Genomic DNA, 16,586 nt, shown 5'->3' on the forward strand with positions numbered 1-16,586 from the left:
TGATCAAGATCAAGAACGAGATCGACGCGACCCTGACGTTCCGCCGTTCCTGCCGTGAAGGCATTTGCGGTTCGTGCGCGATGAACATTGATGGCCGTAACACGCTTGCGTGTCTCAAGCCGATCGAAGACATCAAGGGCGAAGTAAAGATCTATCCGCTGCCGCATATGCCAGTCGTCAAGGATCTGGTGCCGGATCTGTCCCAGCCTTATGCGCAGCTCGCCTCCATCGAGCCGTGGCTTAAGGCCGACAGCCCGACCCCGCCGGATGGCGAACGTCTGCAGTCGCGTGAAGAACGTGCCAAGCTTGATGGTCTTTGGGAATGCATTCTGTGCTTCTCCTGCTCGACCGCGTGCCCGTCTTATTGGTGGAACTCCGACCGTTACCTCGGCCCGGCTGTTCTGCTGCAGGCATATCGCTGGTTGGCAGACTCGCGTGACGAATATACCGGTGAACGTCTCGACGCACTCGAAGATCCGTTCCGCCTGTATCGTTGCCACACGATCATGAACTGCACCAACACCTGCCCGAAAGGTCTGAACCCGGCGCTTGCGATCACCGAAATCAAAAAGATGATCGCAGAACGCCGCGCGTAAAGCCGCAGGCTTGTTGCCCTGATATTGGCGTTTAGCGCCAGCTTGTTAAAGCCGCCGAGGATCAATGATCCCGGCGGCTTTTTCTTTTGGTCGCACGATGTTAACCCCACAATTACCCAAATGCGTTATGATGGCGTCTGGCTTTCTGCACCAGTATGGGAATGACAACCTTGATTGACCGCCACCCGTTTCATTTCAGATCAACGCGTTTCGTAATGGTTGCCGGCATGATGCTTGGCCTTGCCGCTTGCGGGGAAACCGCCCCGAAGTGGGAAGCGCAGGATATGTTTGCCGCGCCCACCGAGCAAAAGGTTGATGACCGTTATCGGGCGATGATCGATTTCAAGGCCATGGCGCGCGATGCGGCTGGCAAGGAATATGCCGCTGGTCCGAACGCCACGGTGATTGGCGCGGTCGAGGAAGCGGTTGCCATGTGCCAGCAGGCCAATGCACAAGGTTGCAAGGCGGTTCGGGTCGGGCTGACCTGGGTGGATGGGCTTGATCAAAGTGCCATTGAAAGCGTGATTACATCTTACCGCGATACCATGACAGCCGAGGCCTATCAGGCGGCAGGGCAGGGCAATATGGGGGCGGCCAACTGGCTGGCTTACCACTATGCGGTGCGCGGCGAAAACCTGCAGGAGGCCGAACGCCTGTCAAAGCAGGCCTTGCAGGTGGCCCCGGATGATCCCGGTGCGCTCGATACCTATGGATTGATCCTGTATCGCCAAGGCCGTTATCAGGAAGCCGAAGAAGTGTTTATCCGTGCTAACAAGGCAATGCCAACAGCCGAGCATATCGCGCATTTCGCCGACAATGCGTTGGCGATGGGCAAGACTGAAATGGCACGGGCAGCCTATCAGCGCGCATTGGAGGCGGGGGCTGGTCCGGTTCTGTCCCAGACCATTCAGAAGCGCTTGCTGGCTTTGGACCTGAACGGCGGGGCGGCGGCACCGGCGCAGTAGGTTTGCATGATCCAACACATCATCTTTGATTGTGACGGTGTTCTGATCGATAGCGAGATTTTGTCTTTTGCTGTCGATGAAAAGCTGCTGCCTGATTATGGCGTCACGATCACGGCAAGCGAATTGGCACGTGATTTTGGCGGTGTGACCTATGGCGAGATGATTGCCGCGCTCAATACCCGCTTTTCTGCCGATATTGATGCAGTTTCCTATCAGGAACGGTGTGAAGCGGAGCTGGCCCGAACCTTTCAAACCGATCTGCGGGCGATTGCGGGTATTCCCGACCTTTTGACCAAGCTGTCAGTGCCGATCGCCTTGGCGTCGGGCAGTGATCTGGCGCGGCTTGATCAATGTTTGCGTCTGACAAGTCTTGAAGGCTTCTTCGAAGATCGGGTGTTTTCCGCCGAGCAAGTGGCGCGTGGCAAACCGGCACCGGATGTCTTCCTGCTGGCGGCCAGTTCGTGCGGTTGGATGCCAGAAAAGTGTCTGGTGATCGAAGACAGCCCATACGGCATCGTTGCAGCCAAGGCAGCGGGCATGCAGTCTGTCGGGTTTTTGGGTGGGGCGCATCGCAGTGATGCGGACGCCGACATCCTGCGCGATGCCGGGGCAGAGTATGTTGCAGGTAACAGCGCCGAGTTGCACGGTTACCTGCACGGTCTTGGTCTGATTTCTGCTTAAGGCGGGTTATGCCCAATCCAGCGTGATGACCTCGCCGTCGACCAGTGGCAGGTCGACTTCATTGAGGTTGTTGCCCGGGCCTGAGCGATCCACGATCAAAAAGTCGCTGTCTTCTTCAAGAACGAGCAACGGGTGATGCCAGACGTTTTTGGCGTAGGTAACACCTTGTGTGCCATCAGAAAGAAACGCGCGCAGGTCTCCGGGTTTTGGCGTTTCGGTGCCTGACGCGACGACAATCAGGAACTTTTGGCCCGATAGCGGGATGAAGGCCTGCGATCCCAGCGGGTGGCGTTCCATCATTTTGATTTCAATCGGCTTGGGCCGCGGCGTTCCGCGAAAGATACTGATGATCGGCGCGCCACCTTCGTCCCCGACATCTACGCGCGAGATATCGTGAAACCGTGTGGTGGTTCCCTGATTGATTTTGTAGGTATCGCGCGCGGTGTCGGTCGAAATGACCTCGCCAAAGGGTGCGAAGGCCTCTGGCGTCAGGTGTTCGATGGGAAGTTGCATCATCCTGCCCCGTTACGTCGTCGGTTTGCCAAGGATGCGCAAACGGCTGATGCCGCCATCGGGGATCGAGTTGACGCGAAGATGGCTGACCGGACCATTGACGGTAAGTGCGGATGCATCGAATTCATGGATATGGTCCGCCTGCATCTTGCTTTCCGGCAGGATGGTCGACCAGAACATCGAACGTGCACGCAGCGACTTGTCCTTTTCGCCGTCGACAAACGCACCCTGAATGGAAACGCGGTCGGGATAGTTGCCCTTGAAATGGCAGGTATCGACGATGATTTTTTCAATCTCGCCCGGGTGACCCAGTTCGACAATCAGCCATTCATTTCCCGGTTCGCGACGGCGACGGGTTTCCCAGCCATCGCCCATATTGACCCCGCGACCCGGGGCCAGAATGGCATTCGGGTTGCCGTAATGGGCATCCGACCAGCCAACAACGACGCCGCCATTGATCATCGCGGCGAGATCGACTTGTTCGCCCTTGGCGGCCATTTCCGTCCAGTCGCGGTTCGGGCGACCATAGACGCGCAGGCGTGCAACACCACCATCGGGATAGATGTGCAGGCGCACATGGGTATAGATCGCCTCGGACGTGACGTCTGCATAGTGATGTGCGCTGGCACCAAGGCCCAATGGGGCAACGATTTCATGCCATTTGGTGTCGTCGGTCGGATCGCCACTTGGGCAATAGCAGCCTTCAAGCGATGCGGCCGGCGGGAAGTTGCCGGTGAAGTGGCTGGTATCGATATCGACACCGTAAATACGGCCCGAAGTTGCGAGGCGGACGACACAGTAATCATGGCCTTCGACCCGTTTGCGGCGGCTTTCCCAGCCATCCATCCATTTGCCGTGATCGTCGTACCGGTCAGGGTAAAACACCGCGTCAGCGGTTTGCAGCATGCGCTGCTTGTCGGCGAAGAAATCATCGGTCGCAAAGATTGCTTCTGCGCCCAGACGTTCATCGGCCAGATTGACAAAGCGCCGTGCAAATTCCGGCGCGTCGGTGTTTTCCTGATGGCTCATGGTCTTTTTATCCTGAAATGGTCGTTTATTATCTGGCGGTCACAGGTGCTTGCTGCTCGTGGTGCTGTGGTGAAATCTACAGCGCTTCGAGCCGCAATTTCGCAATGCGGTGAACCTGTGCGATCGCCTCATTGAATTCGGTTTCCGGGTCGTTTTTCACGCGCCGCTCGAACGCTTCGAGGATATCGGTGCGATGGAACCCCTTGACGGCAAAGATGAACGGAAAGCCGAACTTCTGTTTATAGAGATCATTAAGCTCGGTAAAGCGGGCAAGTTCACCCGGGGTGCATTGATCAAGCCCGGCACCCTTTTGTTCCCTTTGCGATGACTCGGTCAAATCGGCCAGCGCAAGCTTGCCTGCAAGATCCGGATGGGCGCGCAGAAGCGAGAGTTTGTCGGCATCAACAGCACCATTCACGATGGCCGCCATGGCATCGGCAAGGGCTGCAGGGTTATCGAGGTTTTTGGCGATACCGCGTTCATAAAGCTGATGGGCAACCCACGGTGAATGTTCATAAACCCAGCCATAAAGCGACACGAACGCGCTCTCGGCGAGTGTGCTGGGCGGGCGGGTTTCAAACAGGGATTGGGTGGTTTCTGTCATTGGGACCTTGTGTTTCTTTATTCGCCGCTAAACGGGTGATTTTCGCGCCAGTGACGGGCGATATCAATGCGGCGGGCAAACCAGACATTGTCGTGGCTCTGGACATAATCAACAAAGCGCTTGAGGGCCGCGAACCGGCCCGGACGCCCGACCAGGCGGCAATGCAGGCCGATTGACATCATGCGCGGGGTTTCGGTCCCTTCTTCGTAAAGGGTGTCGAAGCTGTCCTTGAGATACTGGAAATATTGTTCGCCGGAATTGAAGCCCTGCATGGCGGCAAAGCGCATGTCGTTGGCATCAAGGGTGTAGGGCACGATGAGGTGCGGGGTTTCGGTCTGGGTGCTCCAGAACGGGAGTTCGTCACTGTAATCATCAGCGTCATAGAGGAAGCCACCTTCCTCAGCCACCAGACGGCGGGTATTGGGGCTGGTGCGGCCGGTATACCAGCCCAGCGGACGTTCGCCGGTGACATTCTTGATGATCTCGATCGCCTTATGCAGGTGTTCGCGTTCCTGATCTTCTGGCATGTATTGGTAATCAATCCAGCGATAGCCGTGCGAGCAGATCTCGTGACCATCCTTCATCGCGACTTCGCCGACCCTGGGGTGGCGGGCCAGCGCCATGGCGACGGCAAAGATGGTGATCGGGATCTGGCGTTCACGGAACAGGTTCAGAATACGCCAGACACCCACGCGCGAGCCATATTCATAGATCGACTCCATGCTCATATGGCGGACACCTTCGCGCATGTCAGCGCCGATGATTTCAGACAGGAAAGCTTCGGATGCGCGATCGCCATGGAGGACGCAGTTTTCGCCGCCTTCTTCGTAATTCAGCACGAACTGAACAGCAACGCGCGCCTTGTTCGGCCAGTTGGCCTTGGGCGGGTTTTCACCATAACCAATCAAATCACGCGCATATGTCTGGTCGTTCATGCGAACCTTCTCCTGAAATCTGTGGGATTGATCCCGTACGCCCGGCTTTGTTGTCGGGCCTGTTTGGTGTAGCATTAACCATCGGCCGCAGCGCAGCAAGAAAGAAACCTGCGGATGCTAGGCCAACGACGTGCCGCACTATCAAGGCTGTTTTGATAATGTTCCTGGACGGGATCAGATCGGGGCCACGTTTTTCGCGGTCTTTCACAGCGTTTTGCCTGTGTTTCCGTTCATAATGCCTGAAACGGTTCTATTCGTTTTTCAAAGATTTGTTGATATAGTTTCACGTTATCGCCTCTTTCCCCCGGACGGGGTGTAATGCGACGATTTTAGATCGCTTAAAAATGGTTCGGCACAAAACTTCATAAACAGAATGCTGTTCCCGGGGAGAAGCGACCGCTCATAAAATTTAAGAACGAGAGAGGAGGCCCGGCATGGGACGACTGACCACCCATGTACTGGATACGGCAAAAGGCTGCCCGGCCGCCGGAATCCGCATTGAGCTGCATCGCTTTGGTAACGGCCATGACGACATGGTTGCCGAAGCCGTGACCAATGCCGATGGCCGCACCGAAGGCCCGATGCTTGAGGGTGCCTCTTTCAAACCCGGCCAGTATCAGCTTGTTTTCCATGCCGGTGATTACTTTGATGCCAGCGGTACGGAACTTCCCGATCCGAAATTCCTCGATCAGGTCGTGATCCGGTTCGGCATTTCTGATGGGCAGGCGCATTACCATGTGCCGCTGTTGCTGTCGCCGTTCGGCTATTCCACCTATCGCGGCAGCTGAGGACAGACATGGCAAGTGCGACCGGATCCTTCCGTTCTGATATCCGTTTTTTGCTCGGCGACGAGGAACGCAGCCTGCGCGATATTGATCCGCAGATGACAGTTCTTGAATATCTCCGCCTTTCCGAGCGCAAGTCCGGAACCAAGGAAGGCTGTGCCGAGGGTGACTGTGGTGCCTGCACAGTTTTGCTGGGCGAACCGGATGGCAAGGGCGGCATTGCGTATCGCACGGTCAATGCCTGCATCCAGTTCGTGCCGACCATTGATGGCAAACAGCTTTTGACCGTGGAGCATCTTAAATCGACGGACGGTACCCTGCACCCGGTGCAGCAGGCGATGGTCGATACCCACGGATCGCAATGCGGTTTCTGTACGCCCGGTTTTGTCATGAGCCTGTATCAGCTGTGGCTGGATGGTGGCGAGGATGATCGCGGTGCGATCAATGATGCGCTGGCCGGGAACCTGTGTCGTTGCACTGGCTATGGCCCGATTATCGAAGCCGCGCGCAAGGCGGGTGGTGTGGCAGCCAACGACAGTGCGGAGCAAAAACGCCGTGCGGATATTGCCGCCAAACTGACCGCCATGGTCGAAGGCGAAGGCACGCTGGCGCTTGAACATCCCGCCGGGCGCTATTTCGCACCGCGCACATCTGATGAGTTAGCCGCCCTTTTGGTGGCGCACCCGGATGCCACGGTTCTGGCCGGGGGCACGGATGTCGGGCTTTGGGTGACCAAGATGCTGAAGCGTCTGGATCCGATCATTTACATTGGCGATGTCGCCGATATCCAATCGGTTTATGAAACCGAAGATGCGCTGATTATCGGGGCCGGTGTCACCTATAGCCGGGCGCATGAGGCGCTGGGTCGGGTGGCCGCCGATGTTGGTGAATTGGTGCGCCGGATTGGCTCACGGCAAATCCGTAATGCCGGGACTGTCGGCGGTAATATCGCCAACGGATCACCGATTGGCGATACGCCGCCAGCCTTGATTGCGCTGGGGGCCAAGATTGTGTTGCGCATGGGCGATGTGCGTCGTGAAGTGCCGCTCGAAGAATTCTTTATCAGTTATGGCAAGCAGGACCGGGTTGCGGGCGAGTTTGTTGAAAGCGTGATTGTGCCCAAACCGCACAGCGGATTGGTGTTCAAGGCTTATAAAATCTCCAAACGGTTTGATCAGGATATCACGGCCGTTCTCGGGGCCTTTGCCATCAAGGTTGATGATGACGGCAAGGTTTCTGAATTCCGCGCAGCCTTTGGTGGCATGGCGGGCACCCCGATGCGGGCCAAGAAGTGCGAAGCGGCCCTGATTGGCAAGGATTGGAATGAAGCCAATTTGAATGCGGCGCAAATGGCACTGGCCAGCGAGTTTTCCCCGATGACCGACATGCGGGCATCGAAGGAATACCGCATGCTGGTGGCGCAGAATCTTTTGACCAAGCTGTTTATTGAAACCAATGCGCCGGACGTTGCCACCCGCCTTGTCGGCAAGGAGGCCGCCCATGTCTGATCAGGTTTTGAAAGCCGATATGGACGAGGTTGTGACACCGACCGCGGGACTGAGCGGTGGTGTTCGATCCAGCTCCAAACATGATAGTGGCCCGAAACATGTGGCGGGTGAGGCGGTCTATATTGATGACATCAACGAGCCGTTTGGAACGCTGCATCTGGCGCCGGGTGCATCAAACATTGCACATGGCAAGATCACCAAAATGGATCTGTCCAAGGTCCGCTCGGCCCCCGGTGTGGTGTGTGTTCTGACCGCCGATGATATCCCCGGCGTCAATGACGTTTCGCCAGCCCACACCCATGATGAGCCGGTCCTGCCCGATGGCATCGTGCAGTTTTATGGCCAGCCGGTCTTTTGCGTCGCGGCGGAGACCCGGGCGCAGGCCCGTGCGGCCGCCCAACTGGCCGAAATTGAATATGAAGAACTGCCCGCGGTTCTGGATGTTGCCGAGGCGCTGGAAAAGCAGCTTTTCGTTGCACCGCCGCATGTGATGAAGCAGGGCGATGCCAAATCGGCATTGGCACGCGCCAAACATCGCCATGCCGGGCGGATGGAGATTGGCGGGCAGGATCATTTCTACCTTGAAGGCCATATCAGCTTTGCCATTCCGGGCGAGGATGGTGATGTGTTGCTGCATTGCTCCACCCAGCATCCATCGGAAGTGCAGCACAATATTGCCAATGTGCTGGGCCGTCCGGCCAATGCGGTGACGGTCGAGGTGCGCCGCATGGGCGGGGGCTTTGGTGGCAAGGAAACGCAGGCGATGCAATGGGCGGCACTGGCCGCCATCGTTGCGACCAAAACCGGACGTCCGGCCAAATTCCGTCTGGATCGTGATGACGACATGGTCATGACCGGCAAGCGTCATGATTTCATTGTAGATTACGATGTCGGCTTTGATGATGACGGGCGGATTTGCGGCCTTGATCTCCAATATGCGGCCAATTGCGGTTTTTCCGCCGATTTGTCAGCCGCGATTGCCGATCGGGCGATGTTCCATACCGACAATGCCTATTACCTTGGCGACGTCGAGATCCGGTCGTACCGCTGCAAAACCAATCTTGTGTCCAATACGGCGTTTCGTGGTTTTGGCGGGCCGCAGGGCATGGTCGCGATTGAACGCATCATTGATGAAATCGCCATGACCGTCGGGCGTGATCCATTGGATGTGCGCATTGCCAATTATTACGACACCAAGGATCGCAATACGACGCCATACCACATGGTGGTCGAAGATAACGTTTTGCCGGAACTGACCGACGATATCCTGAAAGCCAGCGACTATCGCAAGCGCCGCGAAGAGATTACGGCGTTCAATGCCGAAAGCCCGGTTTTGAAAAAGGGGCTTTCCCTGACACCCGTCAAGTTCGGGATCTCCTTTACCACCACCTTCCTGAACCAGGCGGGCGCGCTTATTCACGTCTATCAGGACGGATCGGTGCATCTGAACCATGGCGGGACTGAGATGGGGCAGGGCCTGTTTATCAAGGTTGCCCAGGTCGTGGCCGAGGAATTCCAGATCGATCTCGATCAGATCAAGATCACCCCGACCAATACCGGCAAGGTCCCCAACACATCGGCAACCGCGGCCTCAAGCGGGGCGGACATGAACGGTATGGCTGCGCGCGATGCGGCGATGACGATCAAGAACCGGCTGATTGCCTTTGCCGCCGAGAAATATGGTGTGGCGGAAAGTGCTGTGCGCTTTGTGCCGGGCAAGATCATTGTCGGCGACAAGGAAGAGCTCGCCTTTGCCGATCTGATCAAGCAGGCCTATCTCGCGCGTGTGTCGCTGTCGGCCACGGGCTATTACGCCACGCCGAAAATCCATTATGACCGCGAAAGCGCATCGGGACGGCCGTTCTATTACTTTGCCTATGGCATGGCGTGTTCCGAAGTTTTGATTGATACCTTGACCGGCGAATACAAGGTGACGCGGGTTGATATCATTCATGATGTCGGCCGGTCGTTGAACCCGGCGATTGACCTTGGCCAGATTGAAGGCGGCTTTATTCAGGGGATGGGTTGGTTGACATCCGAAGAACTGTGGTGGGATCAAAAGGGCAGCCTGCGCACCCATGCGCCGTCGACCTATAAAATCCCGGCTTGTTCAGATCGACCGGAAGATTTCCGCATGGAGCTGTGGTCGTCCGGACGAAACGTTGAAAAAACCATTCACCGGTCCAAGGCGGTCGGTGAGCCACCCTTGATGCTGGCGATCTCCGTGCATCGGGCGATTGCCGATGCGGTGGCCTCGGTCGCCAATCACAAGGTTGTCCCGGCCCTTGATACCCCGGCAACACCCGAGGCGGTCTTGCATGCCGTGGCCGATTGCGCCAAGCACATGATCGAAAAGGTTCATTCAGCACAATCGATGGCGGGGGAATAGGACATGACCCTGTCGCGGCGCGATCATATCAGGCTGTTGTCTGAACCCGGTCCGGTGATGCTGGTCAGTGTTGCGGCCATTCGCGGATCGACCCCGCGGGAAGTCGGCGCCTTCATGCTGATCACGCCGGATGCGATTTCGGGCACGATTGGTGGTGGCAACCTTGAACATCAGGTCACACGCCGGGTGCGCGAAGGTTTTGACGCGGGTGCTGACAAGATGGCCGTTGCCGAGATCGCCCGGTTCCCGCTTGGCCCCGGTCTTGGGCAATGTTGTGGTGGATCGGTCGAGGTTGGTTTTCATCTGTTGCGCGGGGTTGCCAAAGAAACGCTGCGCACGGTTTTGCAAGAAATCGAAACCGCACCGATCCGTGCGGCTGGCCATTGGGTGACCGTACCGACCGATTGCAGCGACATCGGGCGCGTAAGTGGGGCGCATGCCAAGATGTTATCAGGCAGTTTTGGGAGCGCGCGTGGCGGGATTGTTACGTTAAACGGGGTGGAAACGCTTTGTTTGCGCCTTGATGACGCGCGCACGCCAATGTGGATTTTTGGTGCCGGGCATGTTGGCAAGGCGGTTGTGCAGGCCCTGGCGCCGCTTCCGTTTGATATTCACCTGATCGATTCGCGTGATGAATTTCTGGCGGGTGTTGAAGGCGAAAATGTTCAGGTTTGTCAAAGTGATAAGCCTGAGTCTGAGGTCGCGGATATCCCGGCCGGGGCGCATGTTTTGATCTTAACGCATAACCATGCGCTTGATTTCGAGATCTGCCGGGCGGCTTTGGTGCGCGATGATCTTGGTTTTGTTGGCATGATCGGCAGCCAAACCAAGCGTGCACGCTTTATCCGACGTCTTGCTGATCGGGGGTTGAGCCCGGTTGAAATCGGTCGTCTGACCACTCCGATTGGAATTCAAGGCATTACCGGCAAACAGCCGGTGGTGATTGCGGCATCGGTTGCCGCACAGGTGTTGTCGGTGCGTGAAGCACAGATGGCGCAAACGCAAATGCCAAAATCCGCATCAGACGGGTTGGGCGACGGCTAGGGTCAGGACCTACTAATTTGATTGGAATGGCAGAGCTTATATTTGTGAAATACAAGGAAGATACCGCTGAACGGGTCGGCATCCCGTTCAAGGGATTTGACGCAGGAGTTTGCAAATATAAGCTCTGTCCTTCGGATCACTCAGATTTGCACGGACTACTTTGTCGCAGAACCTTGAAAGATAAATATCTTCCTGCGGTTTTGCTTCGCGTATCCGCACAAATCTGAGCGACCATTCGAACCAAATTAGTAGGTCCTGACCCTAAAGCCTTCTTTGAGGGCAATATTAATGATAAAGGGCCGCGCAATGACGGCCTGTCAGGCGGTTCGGGCAACCGGACCAGAGGTTTCGTAGAGGAGAGATTGGCTGTGTGTGACGCCAAGGGCCATATGCGCCATGCTGTGGATTTGTCGCGGCAAAAGATGGATGAGGGATGCGGTGGTCCGTTCGGGGCAATCATCGTTCGCAATGGCGAAGTGATTGCAGAAGGATGGAACAATGTGACATCCCAGAACGACCCGACGGCCCATGCCGAGGTCAGCGCCATTCGCGCGGCCTGTGCCAAGCTTGGCACGTTCAATCTGTCAGGCTGTGAAATCTATACCAGTTGCGAACCTTGCCCGATGTGCCTGTCTGCGATCTATTGGGCCCGCCTTGACAAGATCTATTATGCCAATGGTCGCGAAGATGCCGCTGCCATCGGATTTGATGATCAGTTTTTGTATGATGAGGTGGCAAAGCCGATCGAAGATCGTTCATTGCCAATTGTGCATGTCGATTTGCCCGAAGCGCGCGAAGTGTTTGCCGCCTGGGATGCCAAAGCCGACAAGATCGAATATTGAGACCGTTTGACTGCAATGCGTTATGCGGTAAAACCGCGTGCTGGATGCAAGACATATCGCTAAATGGGGGTGGCAACAGTGACGTCAACGACCGGTGAAGCCGGGGCAAATACCGTGAAGGGGGCTGGTGGGCCCGCGCAATTGGAAGTGCGCGGCGTAACCAAGGCCTTTCCGGGCTGTCTGGCCAATGACGATATCAGTTTCCGTATCGAGCCTGGTGAAATCCATGCGCTGTTGGGGGAAAACGGTGCTGGCAAAAGTACGCTTGTGAAAATCATCTATGGCGTGCTGCAGGCCGATGAGGGCGAGCTGATCTGGGAAGGCAAGCCGGTCACGATCGCAAGCCCGCATGATGCGCGCGAAATGGGGATCGGTCTGGTGTTCCAGCATTTCTCGCTGTTTGAAACCATGACGGTGCTTGAAAACATTGCGCTGGCGATGAATGACGTGCGCGATATGGATGCGCTGCGCAAGCAGGTGCTTGAGGTCGAAAAGACCTATGGCCTGCCGCTTGATCCGGATCGTCATGTTTACACGCTGTCGGTTGGGGAGCGTCAGCGCATCGAGATTGTGCGTTGTCTGTTGCAGAACCCCAAACTTCTGATCCTGGACGAGCCGACCTCGGTCCTGACGCCGCAAGAAGTCGAAAAGCTGTTTGAGACGTTGCGTCGTTTGGCCGATGAAGGCTGTGCAATCCTTTACATCAGCCACAAGCTGCATGAAGTGAAGGCCCTGTGCCAGAAGGCGACCGTTCTGCGCGGTGGCAAGGTTGTTGGCGGCTGTGACCCGCGTGAAGAAACCGCAAAATCGATGGCCGAAATGATGATCGGCCAGAAACTGACCGCGCCGGATCGGGGTAAATCCCGTGAGTTTGGCGATGTGCGGCTTGCGGTTTCCAATCTGTCGCTTGAAAGCGATGAACAGTTTGGCACCGACCTTAAGGGGATTAATCTTGAGGTGCGCGGTGGCGAAATCATGGGGGTTGCCGGGGTTGCCGGCAACGGTCAGAACGAATTGTTCCGTGCCCTTGCCGGGGAAACCGAACAGCAAGCAGCACCGGACAGCATCAAGATTGATGGCAAGTCGGTTGCGCATTTCGGGCCGCGCCGCCGTCGTCGACTGGGCGCGACGTTTGTTCCAGAAGAACGCAACGGTCATGGTGCCGTGCCGGACATGAGCCTTTCGGAAAACGGGTTTTTGACCGCATTCCGGCGCATGGCGCTCTCGGCACGCGGTCTGATCCGCGAAGTCCCGACCAAGTCGTTTGCCGATAATATCATCAAGACTTTTGATGTGCGTACCACTGGTTCCGGGGCCGAGGCCGGGTCGCTTTCGGGCGGCAACCTTCAGAAATTTATCGTCGGGCGCGAGATTTTGCAGGACCCGGGTGTTCTGGTGATTTCCCAGCCGACCTGGGGTGTCGATGCCGGGGCGGCCAGTGCCATTCATCAGGCATTGCTGGATCTGGCGGCCAAAGGCACGGCGGTTCTGGTAATTTCGCAGGACCTGGACGAGATTTATGCGATCTGTGATTCGGTGGTGGTGATGGCGGAGGGCAAAATGTCCAAACCGCGTCCGATGGCCGATGTCAGCATCGAGGAAATTGGTCTGTTGATGGGGGGGCTTCATGATCTTGAAGGCAACGCGACCCCGGCGAACAACACGCAAGTAGAGGGAGGTCGCGTTGGTCAGGCTTGAACCCCGTCGCCAGCATTCACAGGCGATGGTTTATCTGTCGCCGGTTCTGGCAATCCTTATGACGCTTGTCGTCGGCGGGATCATCTTTGCCTTTATGGGCAAGAACCCGTTTGACGCGCTTTATACATTCTTCATTCTGCCGATCAATAACAGCTATGGCATTTCCGAGCTGTTCGTGAAGGCAACCCCGCTTGTTATCATTGCGGTCGGTCTTGCTATGGGGTTCCGTGCCAATGTCTGGAACATCGGGGCTGAAGGCCAGTTGACCATGGGGGCGATCTTTGGCGGTGGTCTGGCGCTTTATTTCCATGACAGCGAAAGCGTGCTTTTGCTGCCGGCCATGTTTGTGCTGGGCGCGCTGGGCGGTGCGTTTTGGGGGGCGATCCCGGCATTGCTGCGCACGCGCTTTAACGCCAATGAAATCCTGACCAGTCTGATGCTGACCTATGTCGCGACGCTGTTTCTAAGCTTCCTGGTGCATGGTCCGTGGCGGAACCCGGAAGGGTTCAACTTCCCGGAGTCCCGTCCGTTCCCGGATGCCGGTTTGCTTCCGATCATCTTTGAAGGATCGCGTGTGCATCTTGGTACGGCCGTTGCCGTGTTTGTCGTGATTGCCGGTTGGTTGTTGCTGTCAAAATCGGTGATCGGGTTCCAGTTGCGCGTTGTCGGCAAGGCCCCGCAGGCTGCCCGCCATGTCGGGTTCCGTCAAAAACGCATGGTCTGGTTTACCCTTCTTCTGGGCGGTGCGCTGGCCGGTCTGGCCGGTTTGTTTGAGGTGTCAGGCCCCATCGGACAGCTTCAGCCATCGATCTCGCCGGGCTATGGCTTTACCGCGATTATCGTGGCCTTCCTCGGCCGCTTGCATCCAGTAGGCATTCTGTTTGGCGGTTTGATCATGGCACTGACCTATCTTGGTGGCGAACTGGCGCAAATTACACTGGGCCTGCCCAATGCTGTGACCGGGCTTTTCCAGGGGATCTTGCTGTTCTTCCTGCTGGCCAGTGATGTCTTGACCAAATACCGCATTCGTTTCGGCTCCATCGCGGCAAAAGGGAGAACCGCATAATGGAATGGATTGTTCCCTTTATCCTGACCGTGATTACCGCCTCGACCCCGCTTTTGCTGGCGGCATCGGGTGAGCTGATTACCGAGAAATCCGGTGTGCTTAACCTTGGTGTTGAAGGCATGATGCTGGTGGGCGCGATTGCCGGTTTTGCGGTGACAGCATCAAGCGGATCGGCCTCTCTTGGCATTCTGGCCGCGGTTGTGGCGGGCACATTGATGTCGCTGATCTTTGCATTCCTGACACTCACCCTGATGGCCAATCAGGTGGCGACGGGTCTTGCGCTGACGATCTTCGGGGTTGGTTTTTCAGCTCTTGTCGGATCGGGGTTTGTCGGCTTTGCGATTGATCCGCTGCCAGCCCTTTCGATCCCGGGGATCAGTGCCATTCCGATCATCGGCCCGATCCTGTTTGGGCAGGATTTTCTGGTGTATCTGTCAATCGCGGCTGTGATTGGCATCGCCTGGTTCCTGTCCAAATCGCGTGCGGGCCTCATTCTTAAGGCCGTTGGGGATTCCCATCATTCGGCGCATGCGATTGGCTATTCGGTGATCAAGATCCGCTATCTTGCCACCATGTTTGGCGGGGCGATGGCGGGCCTTGGTGGCGCGTATCTGTCGCTTTCATATACGCCGATGTGGGCGGAAAACATGACGGCTGGTCGCGGCTGGATTGCGCTGGCACTCGTCGTGTTTGCCACGTGGCGTCCGGGACGTCTGGTTGCCGGGGCCTATATGTTTGGCCTGATCTCGGTGATGCAGTTGCATGCGCAAGGTGCGGGCATTCATGTGCCCAGCCAGTTCATGTCGATGTTGCCGTATCTGGCGACCGTGATCGTGCTGGTGATTATTTCCAGCGACCGTGCGAAAATCAGACTGAATGCGCCGGCCTGTATTGGTCAGGCGTTCAGGGCCGCCCAATAGGGTTTCGGTGGCCTTAAAAGCGGGACCGGAACACGTTAAATGATGTTTCGGCCCGACGACGGGAGGAAGACTGTGCTTGCCAAACCTCACACAAGCCGGGCAGGGCTTGGCCGGTTTGTCTGAGATTTGGTTTGTGCAGGAACGCGTCATTGATTGCGATCAGGAATTACGTATAAATCCTGATTGAGTGTCTAACAGGGAGACTGAAACTATGAATGCAAGCCTCGTGAAGCGCACACTTGCCGCCGTTGCGGCTGTTGGTGCCCTCGCAACCGGCATGGGTGCAGCCCAGGCCGAAGACGTTAAGGCCGGTTTTATCTATGTCGGCCCGATTGGTGACCATGGCTGGTCTTATCGTCATGACATTGGCCGTCAGGCCATTGAAGCTGAACTCGGCGACGGTGCATCGACCAGCTATGTCGAAAGCGTGCCGGAAGGTGCCGATGCTGAACGCGTGATCCGTCAGATGGCCCAGACCGGCCACAACCTGATCTTCACCACCTCGTTCGGTTTCATGAACCCGACCGAAAAAGTTGCCAAGCAGTTCCCGAATGTCAAATTCGAACATGCAACCGGTTACAAGCGTGCCGACAACCTGTCGACCTATGCCGCACGTTTCTATGAAGGCCGTTATGTTGCTGGTGTGATCGCCGGTAAAATGACCAAGTCGAACGTTGTTGGCTATGTCGGCTCCTTCCCGATCCCGGAAGTTGTCCGTGGTATCAACTCCTTCATGATGGGCGCATGGTCGGTTAACCCGGACGTGCAGGTCAAAATCGTTTGGGCCAACACCTGGTATGATCCGGGCAAGGAAGGCGATGCTGCCAAGGCCCTGATTGACCAGGGTGCAGACATCATGGTTCAGCACACCGACAGCCCGGCACCGCTTCAGGTTGCTGAAAACCGTGGCGTTCTTGGTTTCGGCCAGGCGTCTGACATGATCAAGTTCGCACCGAAGGCACAGCTGACCGCGATCGTTGATAACTGGGACAGCTACTATGTTGCCCGCGC

At 56.7% G+C, this 16,586-nt stretch carries 16 protein-coding genes; 12 read left to right on the forward strand and 4 right to left on the reverse strand.

Annotated features, from left to right (window positions below; translation table 11 throughout):
* The 3 genes from B2T33_RS17985 to B2T33_RS17995 form a co-directional block, all read left to right on the forward strand.
* A partial coding sequence (locus B2T33_RS17985) for a succinate dehydrogenase iron-sulfur subunit (RefSeq protein ID WP_286792781.1) occupies positions 1–596 on the forward strand: 596 nt, incomplete at its 5' end.
* A gap of 161 nt (positions 597–757) precedes the next feature.
* Positions 758–1,561 (forward strand): tetratricopeptide repeat protein, encoded by an 804-nt coding sequence (locus tag B2T33_RS17990; protein ID WP_246878890.1) that lies wholly within the window; start codon positions 758–760, stop codon positions 1,559–1,561.
* Positions 1,562–1,567: 6 nt separating this feature from the next.
* On the forward strand, positions 1,568–2,242 hold the full coding sequence (locus B2T33_RS17995; RefSeq protein ID WP_286792783.1) for an HAD family hydrolase: 675 nt from the start codon (positions 1,568–1,570) through the stop codon (positions 2,240–2,242).
* Between the two features lie 6 nt (positions 2,243–2,248).
* On the opposite strand, the gene B2T33_RS18000 is transcribed toward B2T33_RS17995, so the two are convergent.
* The 4 genes from B2T33_RS18000 to puuE form a co-directional block, all read right to left on the reverse strand.
* On the reverse strand, positions 2,249–2,758 hold the full coding sequence (locus B2T33_RS18000; RefSeq protein WP_349678269.1) for an ureidoglycolate lyase: 510 nt from the start codon (positions 2,756–2,758) through the stop codon (positions 2,249–2,251).
* Between the two features lie 9 nt (positions 2,759–2,767).
* Complete coding sequence (gene alc / locus B2T33_RS18005; protein ID WP_197146136.1) at positions 2,768–3,784, reverse strand: allantoicase; 1,017 nt, start codon at positions 3,782–3,784, stop codon at positions 2,768–2,770.
* Positions 3,785–3,860: 76 nt separating this feature from the next.
* Positions 3,861–4,388 (reverse strand): 2-oxo-4-hydroxy-4-carboxy-5-ureidoimidazoline decarboxylase, encoded by a 528-nt coding sequence (gene uraD, locus B2T33_RS18010; protein WP_197146135.1) that lies wholly within the window; start codon positions 4,386–4,388, stop codon positions 3,861–3,863.
* Positions 4,389–4,405: 17 nt separating this feature from the next.
* Positions 4,406–5,323: an allantoinase PuuE gene (gene puuE / locus B2T33_RS18015; protein WP_197146134.1), complete on the reverse strand. Its 918-nt coding sequence runs from the start codon at positions 5,321–5,323 to the stop codon at positions 4,406–4,408.
* Between the two features lie 434 nt (positions 5,324–5,757).
* Between puuE and uraH the strand changes: the two genes are divergently transcribed.
* The 9 genes from uraH to B2T33_RS18060 form a co-directional block, all read left to right on the forward strand.
* Positions 5,758–6,111 carry a hydroxyisourate hydrolase gene (gene uraH, locus B2T33_RS18020; RefSeq protein WP_064779948.1) on the forward strand — a complete coding sequence of 118 codons (354 nt, stop codon included), beginning with the start codon at positions 5,758–5,760 and terminating at the stop codon, positions 6,109–6,111.
* Between the two features lie 8 nt (positions 6,112–6,119).
* On the forward strand, positions 6,120–7,616 hold the full coding sequence (gene xdhA, locus B2T33_RS18025; RefSeq protein ID WP_197146133.1) for a xanthine dehydrogenase small subunit: 1,497 nt from the start codon (positions 6,120–6,122) through the stop codon (positions 7,614–7,616).
* Positions 7,609–10,005 (forward strand): xanthine dehydrogenase molybdopterin binding subunit, encoded by a 2,397-nt coding sequence (gene xdhB, locus B2T33_RS18030; RefSeq protein WP_286792785.1) that lies wholly within the window; start codon positions 7,609–7,611, stop codon positions 10,003–10,005. Before xdhA ends, xdhB begins: the two co-directional genes overlap by 8 nt.
* 3 nt (positions 10,006–10,008) lie before the next feature.
* Complete coding sequence (gene xdhC / locus B2T33_RS18035; protein WP_286792786.1) at positions 10,009–11,049, forward strand: xanthine dehydrogenase accessory protein XdhC; 1,041 nt, start codon at positions 10,009–10,011, stop codon at positions 11,047–11,049.
* A gap of 368 nt (positions 11,050–11,417) precedes the next feature.
* Positions 11,418–11,891: a nucleoside deaminase gene (locus tag B2T33_RS18040; protein WP_008888438.1), complete on the forward strand. Its 474-nt coding sequence runs from the start codon at positions 11,418–11,420 to the stop codon at positions 11,889–11,891.
* A gap of 63 nt (positions 11,892–11,954) precedes the next feature.
* Positions 11,955–13,589, forward strand: coding sequence for an ABC transporter ATP-binding protein (locus tag B2T33_RS18045; protein ID WP_064779943.1), 1,635 nt, complete (start codon positions 11,955–11,957; stop codon positions 13,587–13,589).
* A complete protein-coding gene (locus tag B2T33_RS18050) occupies positions 13,576–14,655 on the forward strand; it encodes an ABC transporter permease (protein WP_120224104.1) in 1,080 nt (359 codons plus the stop codon). Before B2T33_RS18045 ends, B2T33_RS18050 begins: the two co-directional genes overlap by 14 nt.
* A complete protein-coding gene (locus B2T33_RS18055; protein ID WP_063086754.1) occupies positions 14,655–15,575 on the forward strand; it encodes an ABC transporter permease in 921 nt (306 codons plus the stop codon). Before B2T33_RS18050 ends, B2T33_RS18055 begins: the two co-directional genes overlap by 1 nt.
* Before the next feature lie 211 nt (positions 15,576–15,786).
* Positions 15,787–16,586 (forward strand): BMP family ABC transporter substrate-binding protein (locus tag B2T33_RS18060; RefSeq protein WP_286792787.1); only part of this gene is annotated, 800 nt, incomplete at its 3' end.

It is taken from the genome of Thalassospira sp. UBA4513 (assembly GCF_002388495.1).
In the GTDB taxonomy this organism is placed as follows: domain Bacteria; phylum Pseudomonadota; class Alphaproteobacteria; order Rhodospirillales; family Thalassospiraceae; genus Thalassospira; species Thalassospira tepidiphila.

Coding starts and splice junctions, on each gene's coding strand:
- alc (WP_197146136.1), bottom strand. CDS start 3,784: ATGAGCCATCAGGAAAACACCGACGCGCCGGAATTTGCACGGCGCTTT.
- xdhB (WP_286792785.1), top strand. CDS start 7,609: ATGTCTGATCAGGTTTTGAAAGCCGATATGGACGAGGTTGTGACACCG.
- B2T33_RS17995 (WP_286792783.1), top strand. CDS start 1,568: ATGATCCAACACATCATCTTTGATTGTGACGGTGTTCTGATCGATAGC.
- xdhA (WP_197146133.1), top strand. CDS start 6,120: ATGGCAAGTGCGACCGGATCCTTCCGTTCTGATATCCGTTTTTTGCTC.
- B2T33_RS18000 (WP_349678269.1), bottom strand. CDS start 2,758: ATGATGCAACTTCCCATCGAACACCTGACGCCAGAGGCCTTCGCACCC.
- B2T33_RS17990 (WP_246878890.1), top strand. CDS start 758: ATGACAACCTTGATTGACCGCCACCCGTTTCATTTCAGATCAACGCGT.
- B2T33_RS18045 (WP_064779943.1), top strand. CDS start 11,955: ATGGGGGTGGCAACAGTGACGTCAACGACCGGTGAAGCCGGGGCAAAT.
- B2T33_RS18055 (WP_063086754.1), top strand. CDS start 14,655: ATGGAATGGATTGTTCCCTTTATCCTGACCGTGATTACCGCCTCGACC.
- uraD (WP_197146135.1), bottom strand. CDS start 4,388: ATGACAGAAACCACCCAATCCCTGTTTGAAACCCGCCCGCCCAGCACA.
- uraH (WP_064779948.1), top strand. CDS start 5,758: ATGGGACGACTGACCACCCATGTACTGGATACGGCAAAAGGCTGCCCG.
- xdhC (WP_286792786.1), top strand. CDS start 10,009: ATGACCCTGTCGCGGCGCGATCATATCAGGCTGTTGTCTGAACCCGGT.
- puuE (WP_197146134.1), bottom strand. CDS start 5,323: ATGAACGACCAGACATATGCGCGTGATTTGATTGGTTATGGTGAAAAC.